General features: G+C 42.3%; 28 protein-coding genes. 12 read left to right on the forward strand and 16 right to left on the reverse strand.

Annotation, left to right across the window (positions count from 1 at the left end):
• Position 1 precedes the first annotated feature (1 nt).
• The 13 genes from G6N79_RS09520 to G6N79_RS09580 all read right to left on the reverse strand — a co-directional run bounded on the left by G6N79_RS09520 (position 2) and on the right by G6N79_RS09580 (position 9737).
• Complete coding sequence (locus G6N79_RS09520) at positions 2 to 538, reverse strand: hypothetical protein (protein ID WP_146060657.1); 537 nt, start codon at positions 536 to 538, stop codon at positions 2 to 4.
• A gap of 837 nt (positions 539 to 1375) precedes the next feature.
• Positions 1376 to 3070: a DNA cytosine methyltransferase gene (locus G6N79_RS09525; RefSeq protein WP_103907324.1), complete on the reverse strand. Its 1695-nt coding sequence runs from the start codon at positions 3068 to 3070 to the stop codon at positions 1376 to 1378.
• The gene (locus tag G6N79_RS09530; RefSeq protein WP_103907323.1) at positions 3067 to 3366 is read right to left on the reverse strand and encodes a hypothetical protein; all 300 of its coding nucleotides are present in this window, start codon (positions 3364 to 3366) and stop codon (positions 3067 to 3069) included. The genes G6N79_RS09525 and G6N79_RS09530 overlap by 4 nt, the downstream gene beginning before the upstream one ends.
• Entirely contained in the window at positions 3359 to 3604 is a 246-nt protein-coding gene (locus G6N79_RS09535) for a hypothetical protein (RefSeq protein ID WP_103907322.1), read from the reverse strand. Before G6N79_RS09535 ends, G6N79_RS09530 begins: the two co-directional genes overlap by 8 nt.
• Positions 3601 to 4293, reverse strand: a complete 693-nt coding sequence (locus G6N79_RS09540) for a hypothetical protein (protein WP_103907321.1) — start codon at positions 4291 to 4293, stop codon at positions 3601 to 3603. Before G6N79_RS09540 ends, G6N79_RS09535 begins: the two co-directional genes overlap by 4 nt.
• Positions 4290 to 4598: a hypothetical protein gene (locus tag G6N79_RS09545; RefSeq protein WP_103907320.1), complete on the reverse strand. Its 309-nt coding sequence runs from the start codon at positions 4596 to 4598 to the stop codon at positions 4290 to 4292. Before G6N79_RS09545 ends, G6N79_RS09540 begins: the two co-directional genes overlap by 4 nt.
• 10 nt (positions 4599 to 4608) lie before the next feature.
• Positions 4609 to 4896 (reverse strand): hypothetical protein, encoded by a 288-nt coding sequence (locus tag G6N79_RS09550; protein WP_103907319.1) that lies wholly within the window; start codon positions 4894 to 4896, stop codon positions 4609 to 4611.
• Positions 4896 to 5093 (reverse strand): hypothetical protein, encoded by a 198-nt coding sequence (locus G6N79_RS09555; RefSeq protein ID WP_103907318.1) that lies wholly within the window; start codon positions 5091 to 5093, stop codon positions 4896 to 4898. The genes G6N79_RS09550 and G6N79_RS09555 overlap by 1 nt, the downstream gene beginning before the upstream one ends.
• A gap of 21 nt (positions 5094 to 5114) precedes the next feature.
• On the reverse strand, positions 5115 to 8129 hold the full coding sequence (locus G6N79_RS09560; protein WP_103907317.1) for a primase-helicase family protein: 3015 nt from the start codon (positions 8127 to 8129) through the stop codon (positions 5115 to 5117).
• A complete protein-coding gene (locus tag G6N79_RS09565; protein WP_160003789.1) occupies positions 8116 to 8289 on the reverse strand; it encodes a hypothetical protein in 174 nt (57 codons plus the stop codon). Before G6N79_RS09565 ends, G6N79_RS09560 begins: the two co-directional genes overlap by 14 nt.
• A 97-nt stretch (positions 8290 to 8386) precedes the next feature.
• Entirely contained in the window at positions 8387 to 8815 is a 429-nt protein-coding gene (locus G6N79_RS09570; RefSeq protein WP_103907316.1) for a hypothetical protein, read from the reverse strand.
• A 12-nt stretch (positions 8816 to 8827) separates the two neighbouring features.
• Positions 8828 to 9409 carry a helix-turn-helix domain-containing protein gene (locus G6N79_RS09575; RefSeq protein ID WP_103907315.1) on the reverse strand — a complete coding sequence of 194 codons (582 nt, stop codon included), beginning with the start codon at positions 9407 to 9409 and terminating at the stop codon, positions 8828 to 8830.
• 79 nt (positions 9410 to 9488) lie between these two features.
• Positions 9489 to 9737, reverse strand: coding sequence for a hypothetical protein (locus G6N79_RS09580; protein WP_103907314.1), 249 nt, complete (start codon positions 9735 to 9737; stop codon positions 9489 to 9491).
• 73 nt (positions 9738 to 9810) lie between these two features.
• Here G6N79_RS09580 and G6N79_RS09585 point away from each other — a divergent pair, with 73 nt between their 5' ends.
• The 3 genes from G6N79_RS09585 to G6N79_RS09595 all read left to right on the forward strand — a co-directional run bounded on the left by G6N79_RS09585 (position 9811) and on the right by G6N79_RS09595 (position 11481).
• Entirely contained in the window at positions 9811 to 10215 is a 405-nt protein-coding gene (locus tag G6N79_RS09585) for a hypothetical protein (protein WP_103907313.1), read from the forward strand.
• Between the two features lie 75 nt (positions 10216 to 10290).
• Entirely contained in the window at positions 10291 to 10680 is a 390-nt protein-coding gene (locus tag G6N79_RS09590) for a hypothetical protein (RefSeq protein ID WP_103907312.1), read from the forward strand.
• Between the two features lie 24 nt (positions 10681 to 10704).
• Complete coding sequence (locus tag G6N79_RS09595) at positions 10705 to 11481, forward strand: hypothetical protein (RefSeq protein ID WP_103907311.1); 777 nt, start codon at positions 10705 to 10707, stop codon at positions 11479 to 11481.
• 1187 nt (positions 11482 to 12668) lie between these two features.
• Here G6N79_RS09595 and G6N79_RS09600 read toward each other — a convergent pair.
• Positions 12669 to 13196, reverse strand: coding sequence for a DUF5362 family protein (locus G6N79_RS09600; protein ID WP_103907310.1), 528 nt, complete (start codon positions 13194 to 13196; stop codon positions 12669 to 12671).
• A gap of 300 nt (positions 13197 to 13496) precedes the next feature.
• Here G6N79_RS09600 and G6N79_RS09605 point away from each other — a divergent pair, with 300 nt between their 5' ends.
• The 5 genes from G6N79_RS09605 to G6N79_RS09625 all read left to right on the forward strand — a co-directional run bounded on the left by G6N79_RS09605 (position 13497) and on the right by G6N79_RS09625 (position 18811).
• Positions 13497 to 14000: a hypothetical protein gene (locus G6N79_RS09605; RefSeq protein ID WP_234993246.1), complete on the forward strand. Its 504-nt coding sequence runs from the start codon at positions 13497 to 13499 to the stop codon at positions 13998 to 14000.
• Positions 14001 to 14013: 13 nt separating this feature from the next.
• Positions 14014 to 14703, forward strand: coding sequence for a GIN domain-containing protein (locus tag G6N79_RS09610; RefSeq protein ID WP_103907309.1), 690 nt, complete (start codon positions 14014 to 14016; stop codon positions 14701 to 14703).
• A 111-nt stretch (positions 14704 to 14814) separates the two neighbouring features.
• Positions 14815 to 16365, forward strand: coding sequence for a glutamine-hydrolyzing GMP synthase (gene guaA, locus G6N79_RS09615; RefSeq protein ID WP_103907308.1), 1551 nt, complete (start codon positions 14815 to 14817; stop codon positions 16363 to 16365).
• Positions 16322 to 17626: an ABC transporter substrate-binding protein gene (locus G6N79_RS09620; protein WP_146060656.1), complete on the forward strand. Its 1305-nt coding sequence runs from the start codon at positions 16322 to 16324 to the stop codon at positions 17624 to 17626. The genes guaA and G6N79_RS09620 overlap by 44 nt, the downstream gene beginning before the upstream one ends.
• Before the next feature lie 75 nt (positions 17627 to 17701).
• Positions 17702 to 18811 carry an RsmB/NOP family class I SAM-dependent RNA methyltransferase gene (locus tag G6N79_RS09625; protein WP_234993245.1) on the forward strand — a complete coding sequence of 370 codons (1110 nt, stop codon included), beginning with the start codon at positions 17702 to 17704 and terminating at the stop codon, positions 18809 to 18811.
• Here the strand turns inward: G6N79_RS09625 and G6N79_RS09630 are convergent.
• Positions 18808 to 19275, reverse strand: coding sequence for a universal stress protein (locus G6N79_RS09630; RefSeq protein WP_103907305.1), 468 nt, complete (start codon positions 19273 to 19275; stop codon positions 18808 to 18810). The two genes, G6N79_RS09625 and G6N79_RS09630, sit on opposite strands and share 4 nt — an antisense overlap.
• Positions 19276 to 19353: 78 nt before the next feature.
• Here G6N79_RS09630 and G6N79_RS09635 point away from each other — a divergent pair, with 78 nt between their 5' ends.
• Positions 19354 to 20121 carry a C40 family peptidase gene (locus G6N79_RS09635; RefSeq protein ID WP_103907304.1) on the forward strand — a complete coding sequence of 256 codons (768 nt, stop codon included), beginning with the start codon at positions 19354 to 19356 and terminating at the stop codon, positions 20119 to 20121.
• Between the two features lie 81 nt (positions 20122 to 20202).
• On the opposite strand, the gene ychF is transcribed toward G6N79_RS09635, so the two are convergent.
• Positions 20203 to 21303 (reverse strand): redox-regulated ATPase YchF, encoded by a 1101-nt coding sequence (ychF, locus tag G6N79_RS09640; RefSeq protein ID WP_103907303.1) that lies wholly within the window; start codon positions 21301 to 21303, stop codon positions 20203 to 20205.
• Between the two features lie 262 nt (positions 21304 to 21565).
• Between ychF and G6N79_RS09645 the strand changes: the two genes are divergently transcribed.
• The 3 genes from G6N79_RS09645 to G6N79_RS09655 all read left to right on the forward strand — a co-directional run bounded on the left by G6N79_RS09645 (position 21566) and on the right by G6N79_RS09655 (position 24978).
• Positions 21566 to 22063: a hypothetical protein gene (locus tag G6N79_RS09645; protein ID WP_103907302.1), complete on the forward strand. Its 498-nt coding sequence runs from the start codon at positions 21566 to 21568 to the stop codon at positions 22061 to 22063.
• Positions 22064 to 22185: 122 nt separating this feature from the next.
• Positions 22186 to 23145 (forward strand): polysaccharide deacetylase family protein, encoded by a 960-nt coding sequence (locus G6N79_RS09650; RefSeq protein ID WP_103907301.1) that lies wholly within the window; start codon positions 22186 to 22188, stop codon positions 23143 to 23145.
• A 48-nt stretch (positions 23146 to 23193) separates the two neighbouring features.
• Positions 23194 to 24978 (forward strand): ABC transporter ATP-binding protein, encoded by a 1785-nt coding sequence (locus tag G6N79_RS09655; protein WP_103907300.1) that lies wholly within the window; start codon positions 23194 to 23196, stop codon positions 24976 to 24978.
• Positions 24979 to 25042 lie beyond the last annotated feature (64 nt).

Raw genomic sequence — 25042 nt, forward strand, 5'->3', positions numbered from 1 at the left:
ATTATTGATATTGTTGGATTTCGAGAATTGTCTTCGATATAATGTTGTTCTGGATCTGAACCCTCCGTGCCAAACGGTTTACCATGGTTTGCAGCTGTTTTTCTTCCGCTCGATACGTGCGTTTCTTCAATTGCTCGATCTCACCGATTCTACTGATCAGTTTCCTTGACAAAATAAAATTGGTAATGACATCCTTCTGTTTTAGGCCTAAATTTTTACCCACAAAATAATACTGGATGAAATCCTGGTTAAACGTTGCGATCAGAAAATCATTGATCTTCCGCTGATCATCCGGATGGATAAAGCTGAATCGCGTAAATAGGCTGGGTAATGCGGAGGTTCGTGGCAGCCGGAAAAATACCGCTCTATCCGGATTGATCTTCTGTTCAACAGGGAAGTCTGCTTGGCGGACCATCGAACAGATAAAGCGTCCCAGTTCCGTATCGCGGAAGATGGAAAATGCTCCATTTTCCATCGCAAATTTGGAGTTTAGATACTCACGATGCATCTCATCTTGTATGTGGCAAACGACGTTCATAACACCTTGAAATTGGTATTATCAAAATTACCGATTTTTCGCTCAAAATGCGAATTTAATGTATTGAAAAATAGTAGTATTATGTAGTTTATTTAAACATATAATTCGCTTTAAATACGAATTGCGTGGGAGAGATTATTCTGGGGCAACTTCTGATCAAATATACATTGAATTAAGTTGCGAGTCAAAAAATAGCGTATTTTTTTGTAATTCTGTAATTTTGTAATTCACCTCTGATAATCAATAAGTTACACCATTACATTTTCCAATTACATCAATTACATTTTTATATTCAATTTGTAATTGGTGGGAACTCATTACAAAAATTACAAAAATTTGTAATTTGAAGATTTTCATTACAAATTTTTGTAATGAGGTATTCCGCTTATAATCAACCCTTTATCTTATTGTATTTTCTGTAATTACAAAATTACAGAATTTTAAAGGTTAATATATATAAGAGGTTAAAGGAGAATCTGCCGGACAGGGCGGGAGGGAAGCTATGGAGTGACCGGCAATACTGCGCCGGTCACGATTTTGCGCTGCTTCGCGAGCGCTGGTAAACACAATGGAGAGAAGGCGGGGTGACAGTTGGGGAATAAAAAAAGCTGCTTATTCAGCAGCTTGTATTTGGGTGATAGCTTTATTCAGCTCTTCGATAATAGCGGTCTTATCAGCATCGGTTATTTTGTTCCGATTGTTACCGGCCAACTTCTTGTTTAGGTGAAATGAATCGAAAAAAGCAAGGGAGATAACATCATTGTTACCTCCCTTGGGCATGCCGCCCGCTTGCACAGACGATATGGCGCAAATTTAATGAAAATTTTCATTGTTTATTTAAGCGGCTATTTTTAATAGTTCTTCACCTTGGCATTCAGCCCAAGCCTGGACCACATGTGGAACTACGCTGTTACCAATAAATTTCTTCTGGTCCGATTGATTACCATACAACTTATAATCTTCCGGGAAACCTTGTATGAGCTTCAATTCTGAAACTTTAAGCATTCGCATCCGGATATCTGATATTCCGTACATGGCCATGAATTCCTTTATCTTGATCATGGTTTCAGGATCATCTTTATAAATCTCAACATGCACATGCTCGCACATCTCGTACCGGATAAAGTAAAGTGGGGATTTGTCCTGTCGCGCAATAATCGTAGCGCAGGGTTGCTCTATGTGCATGGTGTGGCCACCGTGCGAAGGATTGTAGATAAAGCCCTTTGCAGTTATCAATGCATGCTTATCATTTGCCAAAATTGAGCCCGCAGGTTGGGTGATGGACTGATGATTTCTATGTCCTGAATACTGCTTATCTAGCCAGTTAATTTGGACTTTCGTAAATCTATCCTTTGTGGTCAAAGTCCCAGCTGGTTGATCGATTGATTGAACATTTTCCCCATTCCCGTAATATTTTGTCAAAAAACAAGGTGTCACGGATACAAGGGATTCGTGGGGTATTGTGGTCAATGTTGGTGCCGGGCTATCGATTGAGGATATCTTTCCGAATGGGTTGCCGGAATAATTCTTAACCAAATATGAGGTTTGAACTAAACCTAATCTATTTTGGCATGCAATGGTGGGCAGTGGATCATCTGTTGATGGAGCGACAACTTTACCTTGTTTATTCATCGAATTATATTTTATGATGAAATTGTCTTTGCCGCCTGCAACTTCTTTGATTAACCCAGCATAAATGCGTTTCAACGTATTCTCAACCAACGGCTTTTTTCTGCCAAAAATGGATTCGCCTTCATCGTCAAAATCCAATAGATCCTTAACTGCATTCCATTTTTTTAAATCACTTCCGAATAATGTATTCGTGTTGCTTCCAGTTTTGGAGTGTGTAGGATCCGGCCATACAATGGGCAATCCTTTTTTTGCAAAACATCCGAATAATCGTAATCTTGAGGTGTAGGCACCGTAATCTGCTGAGTTCAGTTTCTTCCAATCGTCCCGGTACCCGAAGGATTTAATATGCTCCCTCCAGCGTAACCAATCTTTTCCTGAGTTCATGCTTATTGGTCGACCTTTCTTATCCAGTGGTCCCCATGACATAAACTCAACCACATTCTCGATCTGAACGTAATCTGGGTCAAGGGCAATAATATATCTGTCCAGGTGCTCTGCCAAAGTTCTGCTGTCAGCGTCACGGGACTGGCCACCTTTTGCCTTACTAAAATTTGTACATTCCAAAGATGCCCACAATACGACTTTAGCATTTGGATATAGAATCCGATATCGGTCTACAATTTCTTTTAATGGTTGGGGATCAAGCGTCCGGATGTCCTCTTCAAAATGATATACTTCCGGATGATTTTCCCAATGGCTCCGGATCGCCTTATGGTCATGGTTTACACATGCCGCAATTAAGGCTATGGGATTATTGTTGTGATCCTTAGCATTTGCAAATCCTGTTGTTGTTCCACCTGCGCCGCAGAATAGATCCACGACAATGTATCTAATAGCTTCGGGATTTCTCACTATTTGCGGGGTGAAAGGTTTGTGCTGGAGTATGAATGCGTTGATCATGGGACTTGGCATTTAGTTAATAGGTCGGATATTGTAATGCAAAGCTGTGTGTCAGGTATTGCAGGTTTTTCAATGTTTAATAAGTCAATTTGTATTTCCTCCAACATTTCAATAAGTTCCCTATTCTGTTTAATAAGTTCCTGTGTTTGGGACTGGGCATATCGTACCGTTAATTGTAACCACATGCCATCGTAACTTGACATTGTGCCGTATAAAGAGCGCAATAAAACAGGCCAGTTTAATACGTTGTTTTCTTTGGCTATTTCTTGCTGAATTTGAAAAATATTCTTACTCATATCCCATTAATTTTAAGCCTATTTCAACTCTTAATTCACGTATTATTTCGGCTATTTCATAGTATCCCATTGAATCATCTATATTTAATAGAATTTCTTCTAAAACACTGGAAGCACCTCCATACATATCTGTTAAAATACTATCTACAACTGCATCGACGTTTTCAGGTTCTATGTTGTCGATTAAGTTTCTTGCGGTTTCTCTTAGCTTTTTATCTAAGTTGTTTATCAGTTTCATAGCTTAACCTCCTTTTGTTTCAATTCCACCTTTACCGCGGTGTTTCCATGTTTTTTTATTTCCTTCCAAGGAATTAGAAATAACTTTTCAGCCCAAACAATTACTTCATGTCGCGTCCATCTAATGGAATCGATAACTATCGCGCCGTCATGCCATTTAAAAGCCCATAGTTGAAGTGTTTGAATGTTTTTTTCCATAGAATTATGCCTCGAATTTAAATCAGGTAAAATTCCTAGATACCAGAATGTTCCATCCGGAAATGATTTAACCGTCATATATGTAAATATTTTAGGTCCAATTGCGGTTTCTTGTAAAGCGTCCTCAGCTTCGCCATTTTGAGCAATATAAATTCCTTCTTTGAGCATGATATTACAATTTGAGACGACATAACCGCAGATAATGTGATAATATAATAGTTCATCAATTTCAATGGGTTTATCTCCCAGATATTTAATCAAATCCTCTTCTTGGTTTTGACATTCAAATTCATCAAGTGTTTTTATTGTTTTAGTGGCTAGTATCTTGGACTTTACATCGAATTCTTCCAGATATGCTTCCAGTGCATCTTCCTTGGAGGTAGTTTCTGTTAGATTTAGCCCATACTTCGCATTGATTTCCTGCACGGGAAAATTATTGTCCATAAAGAGGTTCATAAATACAATGATTGCCTCTAATTCTTTTCTTGTCATGTTGATTGGTTATATTTTTCAATTTTTTCATTGTTCAATATTTGTTGGACCTTTTTGAATACATAGCCATTGAAGGCCATTTCTTTAGTAGTCCAGGAACATTCGTATTCATTCCAGTAGAGGGTATGAGATTCAACATCTCCTTGATTTTTGCCATGATAAACTGTTGCCTTCACTTCCTTCGTTCGAGGTTTCCACCGGCGTCTTGCATCATGGATAAACCGTTTGATATTTTCTACCTGTAAACTAAATTTCAGTTTCTGAAGCCTTGTAAAGCTCTGTTCCAATTTAGATTCGTAACTCATGATTTGAGATTTAATTTGTAAATCCGATAATTTTTAAATGTCCCGTTTTCAAGAACCGGTCGAGGTTTTCAACCGATTCATTAATTATCCTTTTTCGGTTCGAAACGTCCACAAACCCTGCAGCTGTTTGTGGATGATCCCCGAATTGAGATTTAACCATCCATCCATTATGCATTTCAACTTCATAGCCGAGGCATCCTGGATTTCCCATGGTGACAGTCACCACTTCAAATTCCCGGCGTTTGCTGTCTATAAAGCGAAGGCCCAGTGGCCAAGTTGGACGGATGATTTTTCCCATTATTTTTCGCGTATTGAAATCGATTTCAGACGTACATCTGTATCGAATATTTCTACTGGCCACTGGTTCAACTCAATGGCAGCTCTGATTTCTTGTTTAGCGGATTCCATGTTTATCCCTCTCAATTCCACTCCGCCTTTAAAGGCTCTTGTGGTTCTGGGTTTAACCAGGTCGATGATTTTCTTGATATATTCCATGTTGGTCTCGTTTTAATGTTGTTATGGCCAATTGGGGCCGTTTGTTTCTGGATCTGGCACTGGAAAGTCTTCCTGAGAAATAATTGGTTCTGTAGGGTCGTAAATGCGGTCACTGATCGATGATGATTCCGATTGGAGGTAAAACATGGATTGTGTTTTCTTCCGGTCCGATTTTATCCATCTCTTATCGCGACCGTCAAAGCGTACCTCATCCCAAGTCTTGAGTACCCTGCCGTCCGAATTCTGTACAGCTTTGGGATTCAATGTCAGTTTTTTCAGCTGTGCATATAATTTCATTTTGGCGTTAAATCCAGTAGAGGTGATGTTCTTGATGGAGGATTCCATTTTATAATCTTCCATGGCAAAATGAGAGGGGATAAAGCAATCGAGCCTATTGGATTCTGCTGAGAAAAAAACCTCTGCCCAAGCAAGAAATTGGAATCCCATGTTGTTGGTGAGTGATCGGTCCATAATGTTTTCCATAGGTGCTTCAATCCATGTTGGCCAGGAAAGGTAAAGCTGGCAGCACTGCGCCATGAAATTTAAATCCAAATTCCACTCTTCATCTGAATACTCAGAAGACCAGAATTCTTTGCCAAAATCATCAATCGGCTGACGGTTTTCCTTGAACATGCCGGATTTGTCCACATGGTAGTAGTTCGATGTGCCAAAGAATAGGATCCTACGCATGGTTGAAGGGCCCATATCATCCGGGGCAAAGTTTGTTGTGATACCCAATTTTGGGGATTCCTCAAATTTTATACTTGTCCGGGTCTTCCCCTTGGGGTTCACCGTAATATCACCGGTGGTCATGGAGAACGTGCGCTCCATGGGGAATTCGCGGGTCGCATCATCAATATAGACCACATCCGTGTTGGAATTGACCTGTTCAAATACGTGGTTATCATCAAACAGCTTGGCGTTCTTACCGTCAAACTGGAGGAGATTCTTCACCATTCGGATCCCATTGAAGAATATAGACTTACCGGTACCACCGAATGATCCCTGATCCTTTTGTGGCGTGTCATCCATACCGAACACGATCCATGGTCTGGATTGCGCTTTGTGCCGGTGCATGAGATAACCGAATGCATACATTTTATTGATCAGGTGGACAATCTGGTCATATCTTTCTTCTGGGGTCAGATTTTCGCCAGTAACGGTAAACTTGTTGCGCTGCTTGTATTCCTTGATCTCATCAGCGGTCAGGTCCTCCAAATTGTCCTCTAGCTCCTTTCGCCAATAAATCCGGGATGTCTGCATAAGAAATCGGAAGAACATCGAATCTGAATTGTTTATCTGCAGATGAAATATTTTGTCTTCGTCCTGCGTCACTTCGAACATTGGATCCAGTCGCCGAACCTTGTGTTTTAATATCTTGGATTCCCATACCATTTTATCCACCCGGCTGTTTGGGATTTCTTCGATCCCTGCACCAGTAATTCGCCAGGTCGTGTTCTGGAAGAACATGTATTGGGTCCAGGCATCGTAATCGCGAAAATCAGGATCCAGCACGGGTAGCGAATCAAACGAAGTGTTGCTCAAGGAAGTGGAACGGTGCAATACGTTGAGTAAATCCTCTGGGGCATACCTGGATCGCAAAAAATTGAGCAGGTAGGCCTTGATGTCTTCCGGCTTTACTGGTCGTACCAAGTTACCATCGATGTGGATGAACTCCATGGTTTCCTCGTTTACTTTCCTTCGCCCAAAGCCACATTTTACCAGGAAATTCAGCACTCGTTCCATAGACAACTTGTATTCGTATAAGGGTCTACCGTACCTGATTTTAGGGTTTCCGGATCGGTCAAATGCCAATTGATAATCCCAGAACCGGTACATCATGGCCACCTTGACCAAATTCTTTAAGTCAGAGGCTTTATAATGCTTCAGGAAATCCCTTAAGTCCTTGCAGGGCCGGCCGTACTGATCGCGCTTGGTCTGCAGTTCCATTGGTAGTTCTATAGTCCGGATATCCAAGAAGAAATCTGATGCATCAGACTTGCACAATCGGTGGTTCTGCAATTGGCCGGTTGCATCCAGATCCGGACAGGTCATAACTGATTTGGCCTTCTGGAATAATTTAAAGACTTGATCCTTGGATAGCCTGAAGTGCTCTGAGGATGGATAAACCACGTGATAGCCAAGCGCACGCAGGTTTAGTGCGTCAGAACCACCCGTACAATAAATGATTTCTTCCAGTTTCGGCTTTTCCTTCTTGCTCTCATCCTCATCCTTGGAATCTTCATGGTCTTTAACCACCTGCTCATAGGCACGTTTTACCTGGGCATACCCATGCAAGAACTGCGGGTCAAACTTGCCGTCATAGAAGAATCGCCTTTCTTTTTTTGCGGATTTTGGTTGGTAAATTTTTGAAAAGCGATCACCGTTCTTTCCCTCTTCTTCAATGCGAAAAATGGGGTAAAATTCCGTAGCGGTAAATGTAATCGCTTTACGTTCCTTGATGATGGTATAGCTATCCAGTGCATGCCAATGCTGTTCTTTAAGTACAGCCCTCAGCTGTTCCAGAACAGCTTTATGGCGTTCCTCTTCCTTCCGGTTCCGGTGCTGATATTCGATGTTGCTCCAAACCTTGTCCGAGAATAGGATGCGTAAATGAGATTCCGAAACTTCCTCGGCATGTACAAAGAATTTCTCTTTGTCGTTCTGATCCGGTTTAGCATCCGCAGAGGATACCTCTGCCTGGTACATGGATCTAATTGCTTCCGGTGATCCTATACCGTGTCGTTCAGCAATAATGGCAATGGCCTCACCGTATTCGCAGTTCTCCCGCTTCTGGGTGTACGTAATGGCATTGTGCCATTTACTGACGGTATCACCGAAATCACGAACGATATAATTCCCATCTTCCGTTTGCTTGATCATGGAAGATGGCGTCTTTTCATTTCGAGTTGGGTCTACAAAATGTTTTTTCTTTCCGACGTACTGATCGATATCAGCTATATAGAATCGGAAAATATCCAAACCGCCATTGGTCGCCGTAAATATGTCATCCTTGGTTATCTTATACTGCGCCATTCTCCCTACACGATTTATTTGAACCGGTGTTCATGATGAAGATCAATAGCGCCAGGAATAAGATCAGGCACAGGACGATTAGGAAAATATTGATTGCTGTCAGGAATTGAATTTCCTGGTTCTGCTGGATAAGCATAGCAGAAGATATATCGGGATGCATAGTAAAATAAATGAAAGGTTATAAATCCGTCCAGTCAGCAGGACGGAATGATTGAGCAATAAAGAACGTACTGACTTGCCCATGACCTTGACTCGGTTTAATTCTTCAGGTTGTTCTCATGGATCGCTGTACAGAAACTGAGAATGGGGACAATGTGGTTATCGAAATGGGTTTTAGCCGGCGAGGGTTTGATGGGCATTAATTCAGCGAAACTTACCCGTGCATTGGCCAGCTGGCTCGCCAAGATCTCCAAGCGACTCTCGGAATAGGTATCTATGATATGCCTTAGTTTGCACAGCGCCTTCTGGCGTTCCGCTGTGAAGCGATTGCCGGCCGTATAGGCATAACAGCGCATGCTTATGAAATTACGGATCTCATTGGTGATGAACTTAATGGTCCGGATCCGAATAATGGTGTGTGCCTCAGCTGAACTGCGGACGGTAATCTCCACCGGTTTTATCTTCGTAAAATTCGGATAGGAAATAACGATTTTTCGTTGTTGCGGAATTAATAGTGCTGTAATCATGAGATTGGTTTTTTAGGATTCAATGATATTTCGTTTCACGGCCCAGGTGGCCATTTCTATTTTAGAACTTACCCCAAGTTTCCGTTGAATATTTTGATTGTGGGAGGACACCGTTTCTTCCGAAATGGATAGTTCGTCGGCGATGATCTTATTTGGCTTACCCGCTGCCACTTTTTTAAGGACAATAATTTCCTGCTTGGTTAGGTGGTCATCTCCGACCTTAATGGCAGAGCATAATTTTCCTTCTGATGCACATTGGCCACGGCGGCCACATTCAAAATATTCGACATGCTTTATCTTCCCATCCGCCTCCATATCCGCGTGGCCATCAAATCCGCCAAATCGACAGATGATGTATTGTCGCATGGCTTCTTCCCTCTGGATGAAATCCCAAGCGACCAATGCCCGGAGCGCTTCCGGATTCTCCAACATATCCTGTTCAATCCTTTCCATTATCCAGACGGGAAAATCTCCCCATAAATAAGTCTTACCCTGATGAAGGCATTTGATGTTGTTGTTGAATACATAGAATTCCACATTGTCATCTTCCAATCCGGGAGGGAGGGCTTGTTTGACTTTATTCAGATCGATCATATTCGTTATTTGGTAGTTAGATGGGATTTTAACTGTAGTTTAAATCCTCTTAATTTGAGAGTGAATAATGAAGTGTTCGTTATTTGCCATTGTATTCAACCTTGGAAATTGCTTTGAGCAATTCTCTGGACTTAGCAATGATCCGGTGATTGTACTTATCCTTGATGGTGTGTAGTTCTTTATGCACAGTCACTCGGGATACGGGGTACCCATCCTGGGAGAGTGCTTCGGAGACGATCCTCGCGAAGGCGGTAGGAGCATTTTTGCGGATAAATTGAAGTTCGTTTCCGCTAACTTCAATAGTGCTTGAAAGATGTGTTGTATTCATTTGTTCTAGTTTTTTGTTATTATTGTTCGTTACTGCATTTTGTTACTGCAAATATGTAAACAAGTTTTAAATTATGCAAACATCTTTGAGTGAAAATTCTTCTTTCTTTGAAAGAATTATTCAAATAATTGATTATAAGGGTATTAAAAATGTAAACATTTTTGCAACAAAGTGTTTAGGATATGATGCTCCTCAAAAGATTAACAGATTAAAAAAACCTGAAAACAATCCTTCATTCGAAATTTTGATTGACATAGTAAACAAGTTTGAAGAAATTGATGCTAATTGGCTCTTGACAGGTAGGGGAGATATGTTAAAAAGTTGCAAACAAGATTCAAATGTTGTAGCTCTCGGAAAAGATTTTCCTTCCAACTGCGAGGAATTAAGGGATAAGTACATTAAATTATTGGAAGATTATAATCAGCTTCTTAAATCAAAGTTGAACGGAGATTCTTCAGCAGATAAGAGTGTTAGCTAAGCCGATACTTAAAGTGGTTTGGAGGAATTGGGATAATTGAGTAAATATTTAAAAAAAACATAAAAACCAAATCAAATGAAAAAGTTCATCCTATTTATTTCAATGCTTGGAATTAGTTTTTCATCATTGAGTCAAGAAAAAATTACTGAATTAAGCAAGGAAAAGGCTAAAGAAGAATATTGCATGATTCTCGCAACTGCGAAATTCTTAAGCACCAAAGTCACTATTGATATTGATTTTGGTCAAGAATGGTCATTTTGGAAGGATAAAAGAGGCCTTCGAGATGAAAACGGGAAAAAGATAGTATTTAATAGTGTAACTGACGCCCTTAATTACATGGCATCTGAGGGCTGGGAGTTTGTTAATGCGTATGTAATAACTGTAAGTGGCCAAAATGTATATCACTATGTTATGAAAAGAATGTTAACTGGCCAGGATAAGTTGAAGGCAAGCGCTATTAGTTAAAATCAGGATACCAATATATAAAATATGAAATTTTTGAAAATTTTAATCGGTGCTATTGCATCCATTGTTCTTTTTGTCGGGTGCCATGATGAAAAGAAAGAAGAGCAACTTAGCAAGAGAATTTTAGAATTAGAAAATGAGCTTGAAAACTGTAAATATGGTGAAGAAAAATTAACTGGCTTAATAATAAATACCTTTGAATCTAAAGATTATAATAAGGTCATAGAAACCTTTAATTCCTTTTCAAATAAATTCCCGGGATCAGCTCGTTTAAATTCAATGAAGGAATTAAATGACGCAGCTCAAAAGAAAATTTCCGAAGAAAAGGAATTAAAAAAAGCAAGTGTAAAAAAATTAAAACTTGATTTTGATGATGTAAGAGGTATTTCTTGGTATAAGCAAAAATATTTTAAACATTATTCAAATACGAATAGGGCTTCAATTTATATCGGTAAGGAGAAAGATAGCATGCCTTTTTTAAGGCTTCAATTGTCATATACGGGCGATGACTGGATTTTTTTTGAAAATGCATATTTGTCCCATGATGGAGATACTAAACAAATTTTCTTTGATGAATATCAAGAAAAGGATTCAGATAATGGAAATGGAGCGGTATGGGAGTGGATCGATGTTAAAATTGATGATTCTCAAGTATCCTGGTTTAGGAAATTTGCTGAATCGAAAAATGCCAAAATGAGATTATCTGGAAAGTACACTAAAGACAGAAATTTAACACCACAAGAAAGGCAAGGTATTCTCGATGTTTTAAATGGGTATGAATATTTAAAAGAAAATCCTTAAAAGATAGTCTATAGAAAAATTTAAAGAATATGTTATTAGCCCAATAGAAGCAGGATTAAATTCGGCAAATATTTATGTCAATATAATGAATAAAGTTGCGAGTAAAATCTGCAAACATCGTTGTTAACATTTTGTGTAAACCATTGATTTTCATGATAGTAATTATATCGGCCCTGGGTACGGAAAAAAGCTCATCTTACGATGAGCTTTTTTAGTATATAGTAATTAGTATTTAGTAGGTAGACCTATGGCGGCAAGGCAGGGTGGCTAGGCAGGAGAGCAAGTTTTGGACGGTTAAAGCACCCCTGGAACCCTTGATGGATTTTATAAACCTATACCAAAGTCCCTAATAACACGTTGGTGCAAGTCTTTTGTTGTGGTCCGAGCGATGATGGAATTGTGCCTAAAAACCTTTCCAAATGCACCTGAAAATCAACCCCAGAGGGGTGTCACTATTTTAGAAACATGATTGAAAAATTTTTAAAACCCCAGAGGGGTGTAACTATAAATTTTTGCCTATCCACCAATTCTTGTTGTTTGCTTTAATCTCTGCCATCAAATAGCTATAATAAGCATTTATATTCACCATTACTTTTCTATTTGTTTAAAATATAAAATATTGATTATAAATGTTTTATGTGTAATTCTATCTATTTCCTTCCATATCCACTGTCTGGACCTTGTCCGACATGAGAGCGTGGTGAGAGCGTACTGAGAGCGAGGTGAGAGCGTGTCATAGACACGCTCTCACCTCGTAAACACCACGCACGCATCTCGGATGCATGTCGGACAAGGTCCATATAGCCTTGAAACGCGATTTTACAAACTACCTGAGCAAATGTTTTGTCAACAGAATTATTGATGTGATGCAAATATCACAAGGCGAGAGCGTGTTGGACGTATGAAATTCTTAAAAAAAGAGAAATACTATTGAAAATTGACGAATCTGGAGATCAGATTGCCAGAGTGTAAGACTTTGGTAATCAGCTTGTTTAAATATAGGAATTTATTTATAATAACTGGCAACTAACCATTGTTTTAAAGGGTGAAATTTTTGGGAAGGCTTTGGATCTGGGGTATTGTGCTAATACCTATATTTTTTCTTGGGAAAAGGGGGCACTCCAAAAAAAAATCAGCCGGGGCATTACCCCGGCCAATTCATATATCTTTCTTTAGCTAACCAGCTCCTAAACTTGGCTGTTTAATCCCATAAATACCGCACCACCGATAAACACGATTACCATCAGAATATAGAAAACAATCATAATAACCGTCATGATTCCGATAAACTTGTAATGTTTTTTAAGGAAGTTGAATGCGCTATCCAAAGTTGCTTGGTCCTTGATTTCCAAAGCAATTTTAAGATTGGTGCTGAATTTATAGAGCCACCAGATTGGGAGTGCGTAAATCACCATAATTAAAATCAAGATGATGAAGTAGGGGATGGAGAAAGCTCCAAACTGATTTGGTAATGGACCAAGACTGCCCGAAGCTGTCGTGAGCATCATGAAGATCATAGCCAACACATAAAATCCGATCCCGATCAAACCCAAGATGGATAGAAATTTAGTCCATTTTGCAGCTTCACGAAGGTATATTGCTGTCTGCCCGGTGATCTTTAAATCACGGTCTTCGTAATGGTATTGGTCGCCCGTATTCAACGGTGGTTGATAGGAAGGATTGTCTTGGCCAGGTGTGTTTTCTGTATTTTCCATTTTTATAAATTAATTGGTTAAGTATTCTGTAAACTAAAAATATAGAAAATTTTGATATCTATTCGATAATTTTTTGACTAAATGCTGTTGGATACTGTTTATCGGTAAAAATGTGTCGAATGCTTCCTATAAGGAGCTTGGACTAAGTCATATTATTTGGGAAAAGGTTGAGGCAAGTTAAAAATATTACAAAAGGCAATGAATTAAGGCCCTCTTTTCCGAAAAAATAAAATCAAAGGAAATAGATTTAGTTGACTTGGCAGGTTTTTTGTATTTTAAGGGAGAGATAAACCTTTTTTTATGATGATACGTACATTATTAGTGGCTTTTATTGCGCTTGTATCCACGAAACTGCATGCACAGAGTTTAGATATGACTGCCATTCGGAATGATTTCAATAAAGGCGTGAAGGATGAAAGTCTTTGCCAGAAGCACTTACAGGCACTGAACAAACATGCGGATAGTCCCGTCGAACGTGGGTATGCCGCCGCTTATCACATGTTCATGGCAAAGCATACGGGTAACCCCTTTAAAAAGATGAATATTTTTAAGGAGGGAAAAGCAAAATTGGAGAAAGAGTTGAAAGGCAATCCCAATAATGTGGAGCTGCGGTTTATCCGATTGAGTATACAGTACCACATTCCCAAGTATTTAGGCTACCATAACGACATCGAAAAGGATAAGGATTATGTGATGAACAACCTGTATAAACTGAATGATAAGTTCGTGAAGGATAAAATTTATAATTATTTAAAGGGTGCAAATATGTATACTTCGTCAGAATTAGCGTTATTAGGACGATAAATACACAGTATATATGAAAATAAACAGCAAGTACATTTTAGTTTTAGCCGTAACCCTGTTTTTTGGGGAGTTGAAAGCCCAGATCAAACAGACCGTATCCAATTTTGATGTTTTGGAAGTCACCGATCGTTTATTGGTGAGTATTGTTCCGGCGGCCGATGGCCAACAGGAGATGGAAATCAAGGGAGACCTGGCCGACAAGGTCGAAGCGGTGTATTCCGGGAATACGCTGAAGTTAAAGATGAAAGGGGGCTATATTATGCAGGGCACACAGGCATCTGTGATTTTGCATGCACCTTCCATTTCGAAAATTGTGGCAAAGAAAGGATCTGAAGTGAACATTGAATCCGACCCGATGGAAGTGAACGCCTTTTCGGTGGTAGCGAATGAAGGTTCGCGTGTCCGTTTGAACGTGCATGCCGTGGGTGTGGATGCGATTGCGAATACCGGTTCGGTCATTGATATGCTGGGTTCGGCAACCAAGCTCAATGTAAGCACAACGGCGGGCGGCTCTTTCTACGGGAAGGACCTGAAGACGGAGATTGCTTATGTGCGCGTGAATGCTGGTGGCAAAACGGAAGTTTATGCTACGGAGTCTGCGGATGTGGAAACACGGGCAGGCGGGACAATCGATGTATATGGCAATCCGGCACAGACAAAGCACCGGAAAATCGCCGGCGGAAAGATATCTTTCCATAAATAAGAAATACGAAATTAGGGGAGGCGCCAATCCGAGAGGATTGGCGTTTTCCTTTTTGCTACAATTAGTTTAAAATCCTGAAATAAAATCAATCTTGATTTGTAACTTTGCGGCATGTCAGAAAAAATTATCATTCTCGATTTCGGATCGCAATATACCCAGCTCATCGCGCGTCGCGTTAGGGAACTTAATGTCTACTGTGAGATTCACCCGTTCAACAATCTTCCAGAATTTGACGAATCGGTAAAAGGAGTTATCTTTTCCGGTAGTCCATACTCTGTACGTCAGGAAGATGCGCCGCAGATTGACTTCCAGTCCATTCAGGCTAAATTTCCGTTGTTAGGTGTTTGTTATGGTGCGCAATATATCGCGCAGCATTCCGGTGGTGAAGTTTTGCCGTCGGAAATCCGTGAATACGGTCGTGCGAACCTTCAGTTCGTGGATCAGGAGAATGATTTATTAAAAGGCATTCCGACGCAATCGCAAGTATGGATGTCGCATGGCGATACGATTAAGGAAGTTCCAGCAAACTTCAAGATCGTTGCCAGCACGGATAAAGTACGTGTGGCGGCTTACCAGGTCGAAGGAACCCGTACTTACGGTATCCAATTTCACCCGGAAGTTACACACAGTACCGATGGACAGGTATTGTTGAAGAACTTCGTGATCGATATCTGTGGCTGTTCACAGGATTGGACCGCAGATGCATTTGTCGAAACTACCGTTCAGGAATTAAAGGAGCAGTTGGGCGATGATCATGTGATCATGGCGCTTTCCGGCGGTGTGGATTCCACTGTGGCTGCCGTATTGTTGCACCACGCCATTGGCGACAAATTGCACTGTTTCTTCGTAGACCACGGTCTATTGCGGAAGGATGAATACGAACAGGTATTGGCATCCTACAAGGATATGGGCTTGAACATCAAAGGCGTGAACGCGAAAGAATTGTTCTATTCGCGCTTAGCAGGAGTTTCCGAGCCGGAACAAAAGAGAAAAATTATCGGTGCATCCTTTATCGACGTGTTTGATGAAGCTGCCAAAAGTATACAGAATGAATTGCCTGAGGGTGTAGAAGCGAAATGGTTGGGTCAGGGTACCATCTATCCCGACATCATCGAATCCATTTCCGTCAAAGGACCTTCGGCAACCATCAAGTCACACCACAATGTGGGTGGTCTGCCTGATTACATGAAATTGAAGGTGATCGAGCCGTTGAAAACTTTATTTAAGGATGAGGTAAGACGCGTTGGAAAGTCCCTGGAGGTTGATCCAGCGATCTTGGGAAGACATCCTTTCCCAGGTCCCGGCTTAGCAATTCGTGTTCTTGGTGATATTACGGAGGAAAAGGTACGGATTTTGCAGGAAGCAGATGACATCTATATCCGTAACCTAAAAGAATCGGGTTGGTATGATAAAGTATGGCAAGCAGGAACGATCTTTTTGCCGGTACAATCTGTTGGGGTCATGGGCGATGAACGCACCTATGAACATGTTGTTGCCCTGCGTGCAGTAGGCTCCCTGGATGGAATGACCGCCGATTGGATTCACTTGCCGTATGATTTATTAGCGAAAATTTCAAATGAGATAATCAATCATGTTAAAGGAATCAACAGAGTCGTGTATGATATCAGTTCAAAACCACCAGCAACCATTGAGTGGGAATAAAGTAAGAAATAACATTATCAGGGGAACTTTTTCAGCCCTTTGTTTAGGGGCCATCCTTGCGGTAAGCTCATGTTCACCTAAAACAACAGGTGGTGTGCTTCGGAACCCGGATGTTTACGGCGGCAAGATCCGCCCGGAAACTGGGAAGACAACACCGGAGGAAGGGAAAAAGGAAACCGGAAAGAATAACGAAAATGTAAAAGCAGCGGATCAATCAACGAATATCGCGTTGCTTTTACCTTTTCAGCTGAACTTGGTTTCAGGGAACAATGTCGTGGAAGCCGATGTGAAGCGCTCCGCGCTGGCATTGGATTTCTACCAAGGGTTCCAGATCGGCGTAAATGAAGCGACCAAGAAAGCCGGTGCCTACACGGTAAAGGTGTTGGATTCCGAAGACAGCGAAATGAAGAACCTTTCCTTGGCAGCGTCCAAGGATGTGGAAACGGCCAGCCTGATCGTCGGCCCAATCTATCCCAAGGAAATCAGATCCTTTTCCAAAGGAAATAAGAACAAGAAAGTTTTACAGGTGAATCCATTGGCTGCAACCATGCCGACGGAATTCAATATCGGAAACCTCGTTTCCATTACGCCACCGATCCGCATTCACATGCGTGCCATCGCCAAGGAAGTTGTGGACAATTACCGCGAAGGGGATGTGATCGTGGTATTCGATGCCAAGGATAATGACCACCGTCAATTTATCGGAGGCTTTGATGAGGAAGTGAAGAAATTAAATCCAAATGCCAAGATCGTCCATGCGGCGACTATCTGGTCCCTGGGCCAGGCCTTGCCGGATTTGAACACGGCGTTGGTGGTATGCGGTACGACCGAAAAGACCCAATTGCGTGCATTGGTTGCCGGATTGGATGAAAAGGTAGGTGAGGGGTATGCAGTCCGTTTATTTGGCCATCCGAACTGGAGCAAAGTGAACTTTGGCAGCTACGATAATTTCTACCGTATGGATCCGACCATCACTTCCGAAAGCCACCTGAAAGCTTGGAGCTCGGACGTGCAGAACTTCCAGAGAACCTATAAGAATGCCTATAAGGTCGATCCGACAGATTTCTCCTACAAGGGATATGATGCCGGTAAATATTTCGTGAGCCTATTGAATAAATATGGCGAGAACTATGCGGAGAAAGTAACGGAAGAGCGTTACTCCGGTTTGTTCAGCGATTACCAATTTAATTACAACCCACAATGGGGTTATGTGAACCAGGCGGTAGCTTTGAAGACGTACCGTAACGGTTCATTCCAATAAGCAACCGTTTTGGAAAAAAATACCAAGAGAGCCTTATTTCAGGTTCGAAATTTCGAGAGAACAATTCAAGAATATTTGTTTAAGGAACCTTTTGCGAGGTTCCTTACGCAGTTTTATAAGAACAACAAACAGATGGGTTCTTCCGATCGCCGGATGAATACCCGCTACTGCTACAACTATTTCCGTTTGGGAGGTGCTTTCAGCGATCTCTCGGCAACGGAACGCCTGGCGATAGCGGAATTCCTGTGCGAGACGGAAAGTGCCGTGGTGGAGGCTTTCCGCCCGGAATGGACAACTATGCTGGAGCATCCTGTCGAGGAGAAGGTCGCCATCGTGGAAGAGCTGGATCCTGACTTTTTGCAACGGGTATTCCCGTGGACAGCCCAGCTGTCTGAGGCCATAGATACGCGTGCGTTTCTGATTTCGCATTTCGTACAGCCCGATTTGTTTATCCGCCTCCGCCGTGGGAAGGAAAAGCAGGTTATGGATGCGCTGACGAAAGCAGATGTTGCCTTTACAGTTTTGGGCCCGCAGACCTTAGCCCTTCCAAATGGAAGCAAGCTTCAGCAGGTCCGTGGTATCGATGGCCTGTATGAAGTACAGGACCTTTCCTCACAACAAAGTTTGAATTTGGCTACGATCCGTGCAAAACAATCCTGGTGGGATTGCTGTGCCGCATCGGGTGGTAAATCACTGTTGCTGCTGGATCAGGAACCTGATATCAAACTGATGGTATCGGATATACGCATGAGTATCCTGCGCAACCTGGATGAACGCTTTGCTGCTGCCGGTGTTCGTACCTGTTACCGAAAGAAAATAGTAGACCTAAGCGATTCTGTTCAGCACATCATGGAAAAGGAATCTTTTGATGCCATTCTGCTGGATGCGCCTTGTTCAGGGTCAGGAACGTGGGGGAGAAGCCCCGATATGCTCAGCAAGTTTACGACAGCGGAGATCGATCGCTTTGCTGATCTGCAAAAGAATATTGTCCGCAATGCGGTGCCTTACCTGAAAGATAATGGGCAATTGCTGTATATCACCTGTTCTGTATTTGCTGCCGAGAATGAAGAAGTGGTGGCATTTATTGAGAAGGAGTTGGGCCTCACGCTACAGGCCAAGGAAAATATCCTGGGTTATGGCAACAAGGCCGACTCGATGTTTGCGGCGGTATTCCGGAAAGCTTAGTCGCAATTCAACGGAATCACCAAAACTGGGCAGTTTGCCTTGCGGATCAACGACTCGGAAACACTGCCGGAAAGGAAATGATCGAAGCCCGTACGTCCATTTGTCCCCACAATGATCAATTCTGCGGTCCACTCTTTGGCTACCTGTAGGATTTCGTCGCGGATGTCACCGACGCGGTTGAACGTAAAAGTTTCCGTTGCTCCGGTAAATTCATGTGCCAGTCGGTTCAGGAAATCCTGTGACGCCTGTTGCTGTATTTCCGTGACCTCCGGTACGATAATCGGCTGCTGCCCCAATAAAGGGTCAACGCCGTAGGAAGTCGGTGAGGTGGGTGGTACGACGGTTACCAGCGCCAAGGCAGGTTGCAGGTCGGCCACTATTTCTTTTGCATAATTGATGGCCCGTTCCGAACAGGGGGTTTCATCAACCGCTAATAATATTCTAGAGAATCTTCTTGATGCCATGATATTTAGATTATAATGTCTATCTAATATAGAAAAAACGTTTAAATTAGCCGGAATGTTTTATAAAACTCGATAAAAATGGCGTTAGCAGTATGTACACTTAGCTCGATTTCGGTCTATCAGGAGCCGAAAATAGCAGCAGTCCGGGTCTATGAATTACTCTTTGGGGAAGGCCTTCTCGTGTTGGAACGCGCCAAGGAATGGGTGTATATACGTGTGCTGGAAACGGATATTCAGGGCTGGGTGATGGAAGGTCAGTTTGAAGAGGTGGATGCAGTGCCAACTTATGACTTCATCGTGGATGACGTCGGTGGCTTTGCATTGGGCGATGAACAGGCGACGATCGCCTTATTCCATGGAAGTCCGATGCCCGAGAATGGTGTGCTGACGACAAAGGTCAACACCTACAATTTCCTGAACGACCCCTTAAAAGTAAATTTTGGTTTTGAGGTTGAACGTGATCGGGAAACATTGGAGAATTTTACAGCAACTTATCTGAATAAAACGGTTGCCCATAAAGGTCGGACCGAACACGGGTTGGACAGCATTGGCCTCTGCGGCTTGTTCTACCGCCATTTTGGCTTTGAATTGCCGAAAGATTTGGAGTCCATGCTGACTTTGGGGAAGGCCATTGACTTTATTTCGGAAATTCAGGATGGTGACCTGGCCTTCTTCGAGAACGAAGAGGGGATCGTGGACCATGTCGGATTAGTAGTGAGCGAGGATGAAGTGCTGCATGTCCGGGAAAAGGTGCGCATCGATCACTTGGATAATGAAGGCCTTTTCAATAAGGACCTCAATCAGGTGACACATAAGCTGCGCATCGTTAAACGAATCTTTGATTAGAAGAATAATATTAATCTATATAAAAAAGAAAGGGTTATCAATTTGATAACCCTTTCTTTATGTGAATATTGTCTCTATTACTTAAACATTGAAACGGAAGTGCATAATATCACCATCCTCCACGATATAGGTCTTTCCTTCTACGGATAATTTTCCGGCTTCTTTCACGGCAGCTTCGGAACCGTACTGTACGAAGTCGTTGTATTTGATCACCTCGGCACGAATAAATCCTTTTTCGAAGTCGGTGTGGATGACACCTGCAGCCTGAGGTGCTGTATATCCTTTTTCTATTGTCCAAGCGCGAACTTCCTGTACACCTGCGGTAAAGTAAGTCGCCAAATCAAGTAGAGAGTATGCTGCGCGGATCAATTTATGAACGCCGGATTCTTCAAGACCCAAATCTTCCAAGAACATCTTGCGCTCTTCGTAATCCTCCAATTGAGCAATCTCCGATTCGATCTGCGCGGATATAACCAATACCTCAGCATTCTCGTCCTTTACGGCTTCTTTTACGCGATCAACGTAGGCATTACCCGTATTCACGGAGCCTTCATCCACATTACAAACGTAAAGCACAGGTTTCACCGTCAGGAGGGTAAGGTCATCGATGAATTCAAAATCCTCAACGGAAATCGGAGCAGTACGCGCGGATTTACCGGCTTCCAGATGTTCCTTCACAACAGAAAGAATTTCGTAGGTTTTCTTCGCATCCTTATCACCGCCGGTCTTTGCCATTTTTTCCACCTTCTGGATGCGTTTTACAACCGTATCCAAATCCTTAAGCTGCAATTCCGTATCGATGATCTCTTTATCACGGATCGGATCGACCGAACCATCAACGTGGATCACGTTTCCATCGTCAAAACAACGCAATACATGGATAATCGCATTGGTGGTTCTGATATTCCCCAAGAACTGGTTACCAAGACCTTCGCCTTTGGAAGCACCTTTTACCAAGCCCGCGATATCAACGATCTCGATGGTATTCGGAACGATCCGCTGTGGATTGACCAATTCGGCCAGCTTATTCAAGCGGTGATCCGGCACGGTAATAACCCCCACATTCGGTTCGATTGTACAGAATGGGAAGTTTGCTGCTTGCGCTTTAGCGTTTGATAAACAGTTAAATAAGGTTGATTTACCTACGTTCGGTAGGCCTACGATACCACATTGTAATGCCATATTGCTATTTGTTAAAATTGCGACAAAGATAAGAAAATGAAGGTATATAAAACAGCCCTGCGATGGATAATTTATAAACCGTGAAAGAGGACGGTTTACGAAGATTTCATGACATTAAAATGAAAAATAAACTATTGATAATTAGTGGTGTAGCGTAAGATTTACAATTTTTAACAAATTTCGGTTAATCCTTTCTTTGGAAATGGATGTCAGAACAATAAACAACGCGGGCCGAAAAGGTCCCGAATGATAAGGAGGTTATATGAAAAAGTTATTTTACATTACGTTACTATTAGGGGGAATAGCCTTAGCGAAACCCGCGGAAGCACAAGTGAGTGTGAGTTTAAATATCGGGATCCAACCACAGTGGGGACCTGTCGGATATGATTACGCCCGCTATTATTATATGCCGGAAATGAATGTGTATTACGATGTGTCCAACAGGTATTACCATTATTACGATGGCCGCAGATGGCGCTCGCACCGCAGTTTACCAAGCCGTTACAGACATTATGACCTGTACCGGACCCATAAGGTGGTGATCAACGAATCGAGTCCTTGGCGCAACCATAGCCACTACTACGATCGCTATCGGAATTATTCTAGAAGTTCTCGCCAGGTAGCTATCCGTGACGGAGGACGTCATTACCGCCACGATAGAGGTGACTACAAATACAACCGCAAACGCGAAAAAGAACATTACAAAAGATATAAAAAAGCAGAAAAACGTCACCATCGGGAACACCGCGGAAGACATTAAAAGACATAAAGCAGTACAGTATAGTTAGTGAAAAACGGGGGCCTTGTAAAGGTTCCCGTTTTTAGTTTTGTCGATTAAAATTCTTACTTTTGTGAAAAATATTTTGTAGATCATATTGGGTTATGTGGAAGAAAACTTTTGCCGTTGGGATTGCTGCCGTTACTGCCTTATTATCAGTTAGTTCATGCAATTCTATCGTTGGGAATACTGCGGCACAATCGACTGTGGATTCATTGGGAAATCCTATCGATAATGAGGAAGCGCTTGTGAAGAAGGATACCGTACGGTTAATGGATTTGCTGGACTCCCTGAACAAGGGGAAAATCCAGTTTCCAGCCATGGATTCCATCAATAAAGTTGATCCAAAGGTAGCCAAGCGCAACATGCGCGATTCCATCTACCGCGAGTTGAACAAAAAAGATAAACACATCTATCTAACCTTTGACGATGGACCATTGATTGGTAGTTCGGCTATCGATTCCATTACCACGGCAAAAAATATCAAGATCAGTGCTTTTTTGGTTGGCAAGCATGTCAATATGAGCAAACGTTTGAAGCGTGACTTCGACCGTTACATGAACAATCCGTTGGTGGATTGCTATAACCACAGCTATACCCACGCCGGAAACCGGTTCCATGCTTTTTACAGCAATCCGGATATGGCAACTGCCGATTTTGAAAAGGCAGAAAAAGACCTTGGCCTGAAGCACAAGATCATCCGTATGCCAGGTCGTAACATTTGGTTGTTCGATGATGTGCGCCGTATCGACTTGACATCTGGGCAACAGACTGCGGATATGCTCGGGGTGAACGGTTACCGGATCTATGGTTGGGATGTGGAGTGGAAGATCAATGGCCTTTCCGGAAAACCGGTGCAGTCCGTGGATGAAATGTATCGCCGGATCCGCAATATGCTCGGCAACAAATCCACCTTGAAACCCAACAACATCGTCTTGTTGATGCACGATGATATGTTCCAGAACAAAAAGGGGCAGCAGTTATTGAGCAGCCTGATTGATAGCTTAAAGCAGCATAAAGACTATAAATTCGATTTTATCGCAGACTATCCTGTAAAATATTAGGAGATGGTCTGCGTTTAAACTTTTTTTCGAAAATAGCGTTTAACACGTATGACCATTACCCAGTTATTCAAGAAAGTTCTTCCTTTTACCAAACCGTATAAGAATTTAATATTCTATACCCTTGTGCTGACCGTTGTGGGTTCGTTTGCGGCCCAAGTCAATGCGTTTATCCTGAAATATACCGTCGATACCATCAGCGAGTTGTTGGTGAATAAAACCCCACTTCGGCAGGGCCTTTACCTGCTGGGCGTTATTTCCGCGATCCTCTTAGGGAAGGAAATTCTCTACTCCATCGTGCAGTTTGGGCAGAAATATTACGGTGAGAAATTGCGGATCATGATTGCGCGGGATTTCTCCCAAGCGATTGTCGATCGCATTTTGACCTACCGCATGGCCTTCTATACCTCCGGGGTCAATGAATCCGGTAAATTGCAAACTCGTATCGACGCCGGCATCAGCTCCCTGACGCGTTTGGTGCAGAATTTCTTTATCGATATCCTGCCGTTGTTTGCCAATGCCATTGTCGCCCTGGTCTGTATGTTCCTAGCGAATTTCTATGTCGGTCTGGTCGGGCTTTTTATCATCCCCATTTATTTCTATGTCTCCCAACTGCAGGCCAAGCGGCTATCCGGTTTCCGGAGGAACATGCGGAATTACCGGGAGAACAAGAATAACCAACTGATCAACCTCATCGATTCCATTACGGTCATCAAGTCCTTCGTAAGAGAGGAAACAGAGGCAGAACGCCATAAGGAAATCCAATATGAGATGACCGAAAACCAGATGGCAACGCGCAAGACTTCCTTTATTTTCGAGAGCATTAAAGGTTTTATCGAGCAGATCGGCATAGTCATCGTTATTATCCTCACCGCCTATTTTGTACTGAACGAGCAGATGACCATTGGTGCCATTATGTTCCATATCATGTTGTTCAACAACGTATCGGCACCAATCCGTCAATTGCACCGCATTTATGATGAGGTCAACGATGCCTTGATCTATTCCGAGAGCTTCTTTGGCATTTTGGAAGATGAAGGGCAAAAGGAACCATCCGGTTCGTATAGGCCCGATCGGATCAAAGGACATATTGAAATCCGTAATGTTGATTTTTCTTATCCGAATGGCCACCAGGCCTTAACGGATGTCAATATGCGGATTTGCCCGAACCAGAATACGGCGCTGGTCGGTCTTTCCGGTGCAGGAAAAAGTACCATTATCAACCTGCTGGATAAATTCTATGAACCTACTTCCGGACAGATCCTGTTGGATGGTGTTGACCTTCGTGAGTATGATACCGAATTCCTGAGGGAGAATGTCGGACTGGTATTGCAGCGAAACCATATTTTCAAGGGCTCAATTGCCGACAATATTCTGTACGGTCGCCCTGGTGCCAATATGGACGATGTGATCGATGCCGCCAAGAAGGCTTCTATTCACGACCAGGTACTGGAGTTGCCAAATGGCTATGATTCGGAGGCACACCTGTTGTCGGGTGGGCAACAGCAACGTATTGCGATTGCGCGTATGTTCCTGAAGAATCCACCGATCATCTTCTTGGATGAGCCTACTGCCAACCTGGATGCCATTGCCACCGAACAGATCAAGAACAGTTTGGATGCGATCAAGGTGGGCCGGACAGTCATCATTGTCTCGCATAGCATTTCGCAGATCATTGATGCCGAACATATCATCGTCATGGAAAAGGGGAGGGTTGTGGAAGATGGTACCCATGAGGAACTGTTCGATATGCACGGTACCTACTATAAAATCTTCAGTGCGATGGCTAATAGTCTCAATATTCATAAAATTACCGAGTCCATGCGCGAAGATTAGCCCCTTGCGCGGATTTAGGCGTGTTTTTTGTTATGTGGTAAAAAGATGTTAAGAAGCGAAGTAT

The organism is Sphingobacterium lactis, from assembly GCF_011046555.1.
Lineage (GTDB): Bacteria > Bacteroidota > Bacteroidia > Sphingobacteriales > Sphingobacteriaceae > Sphingobacterium > Sphingobacterium lactis.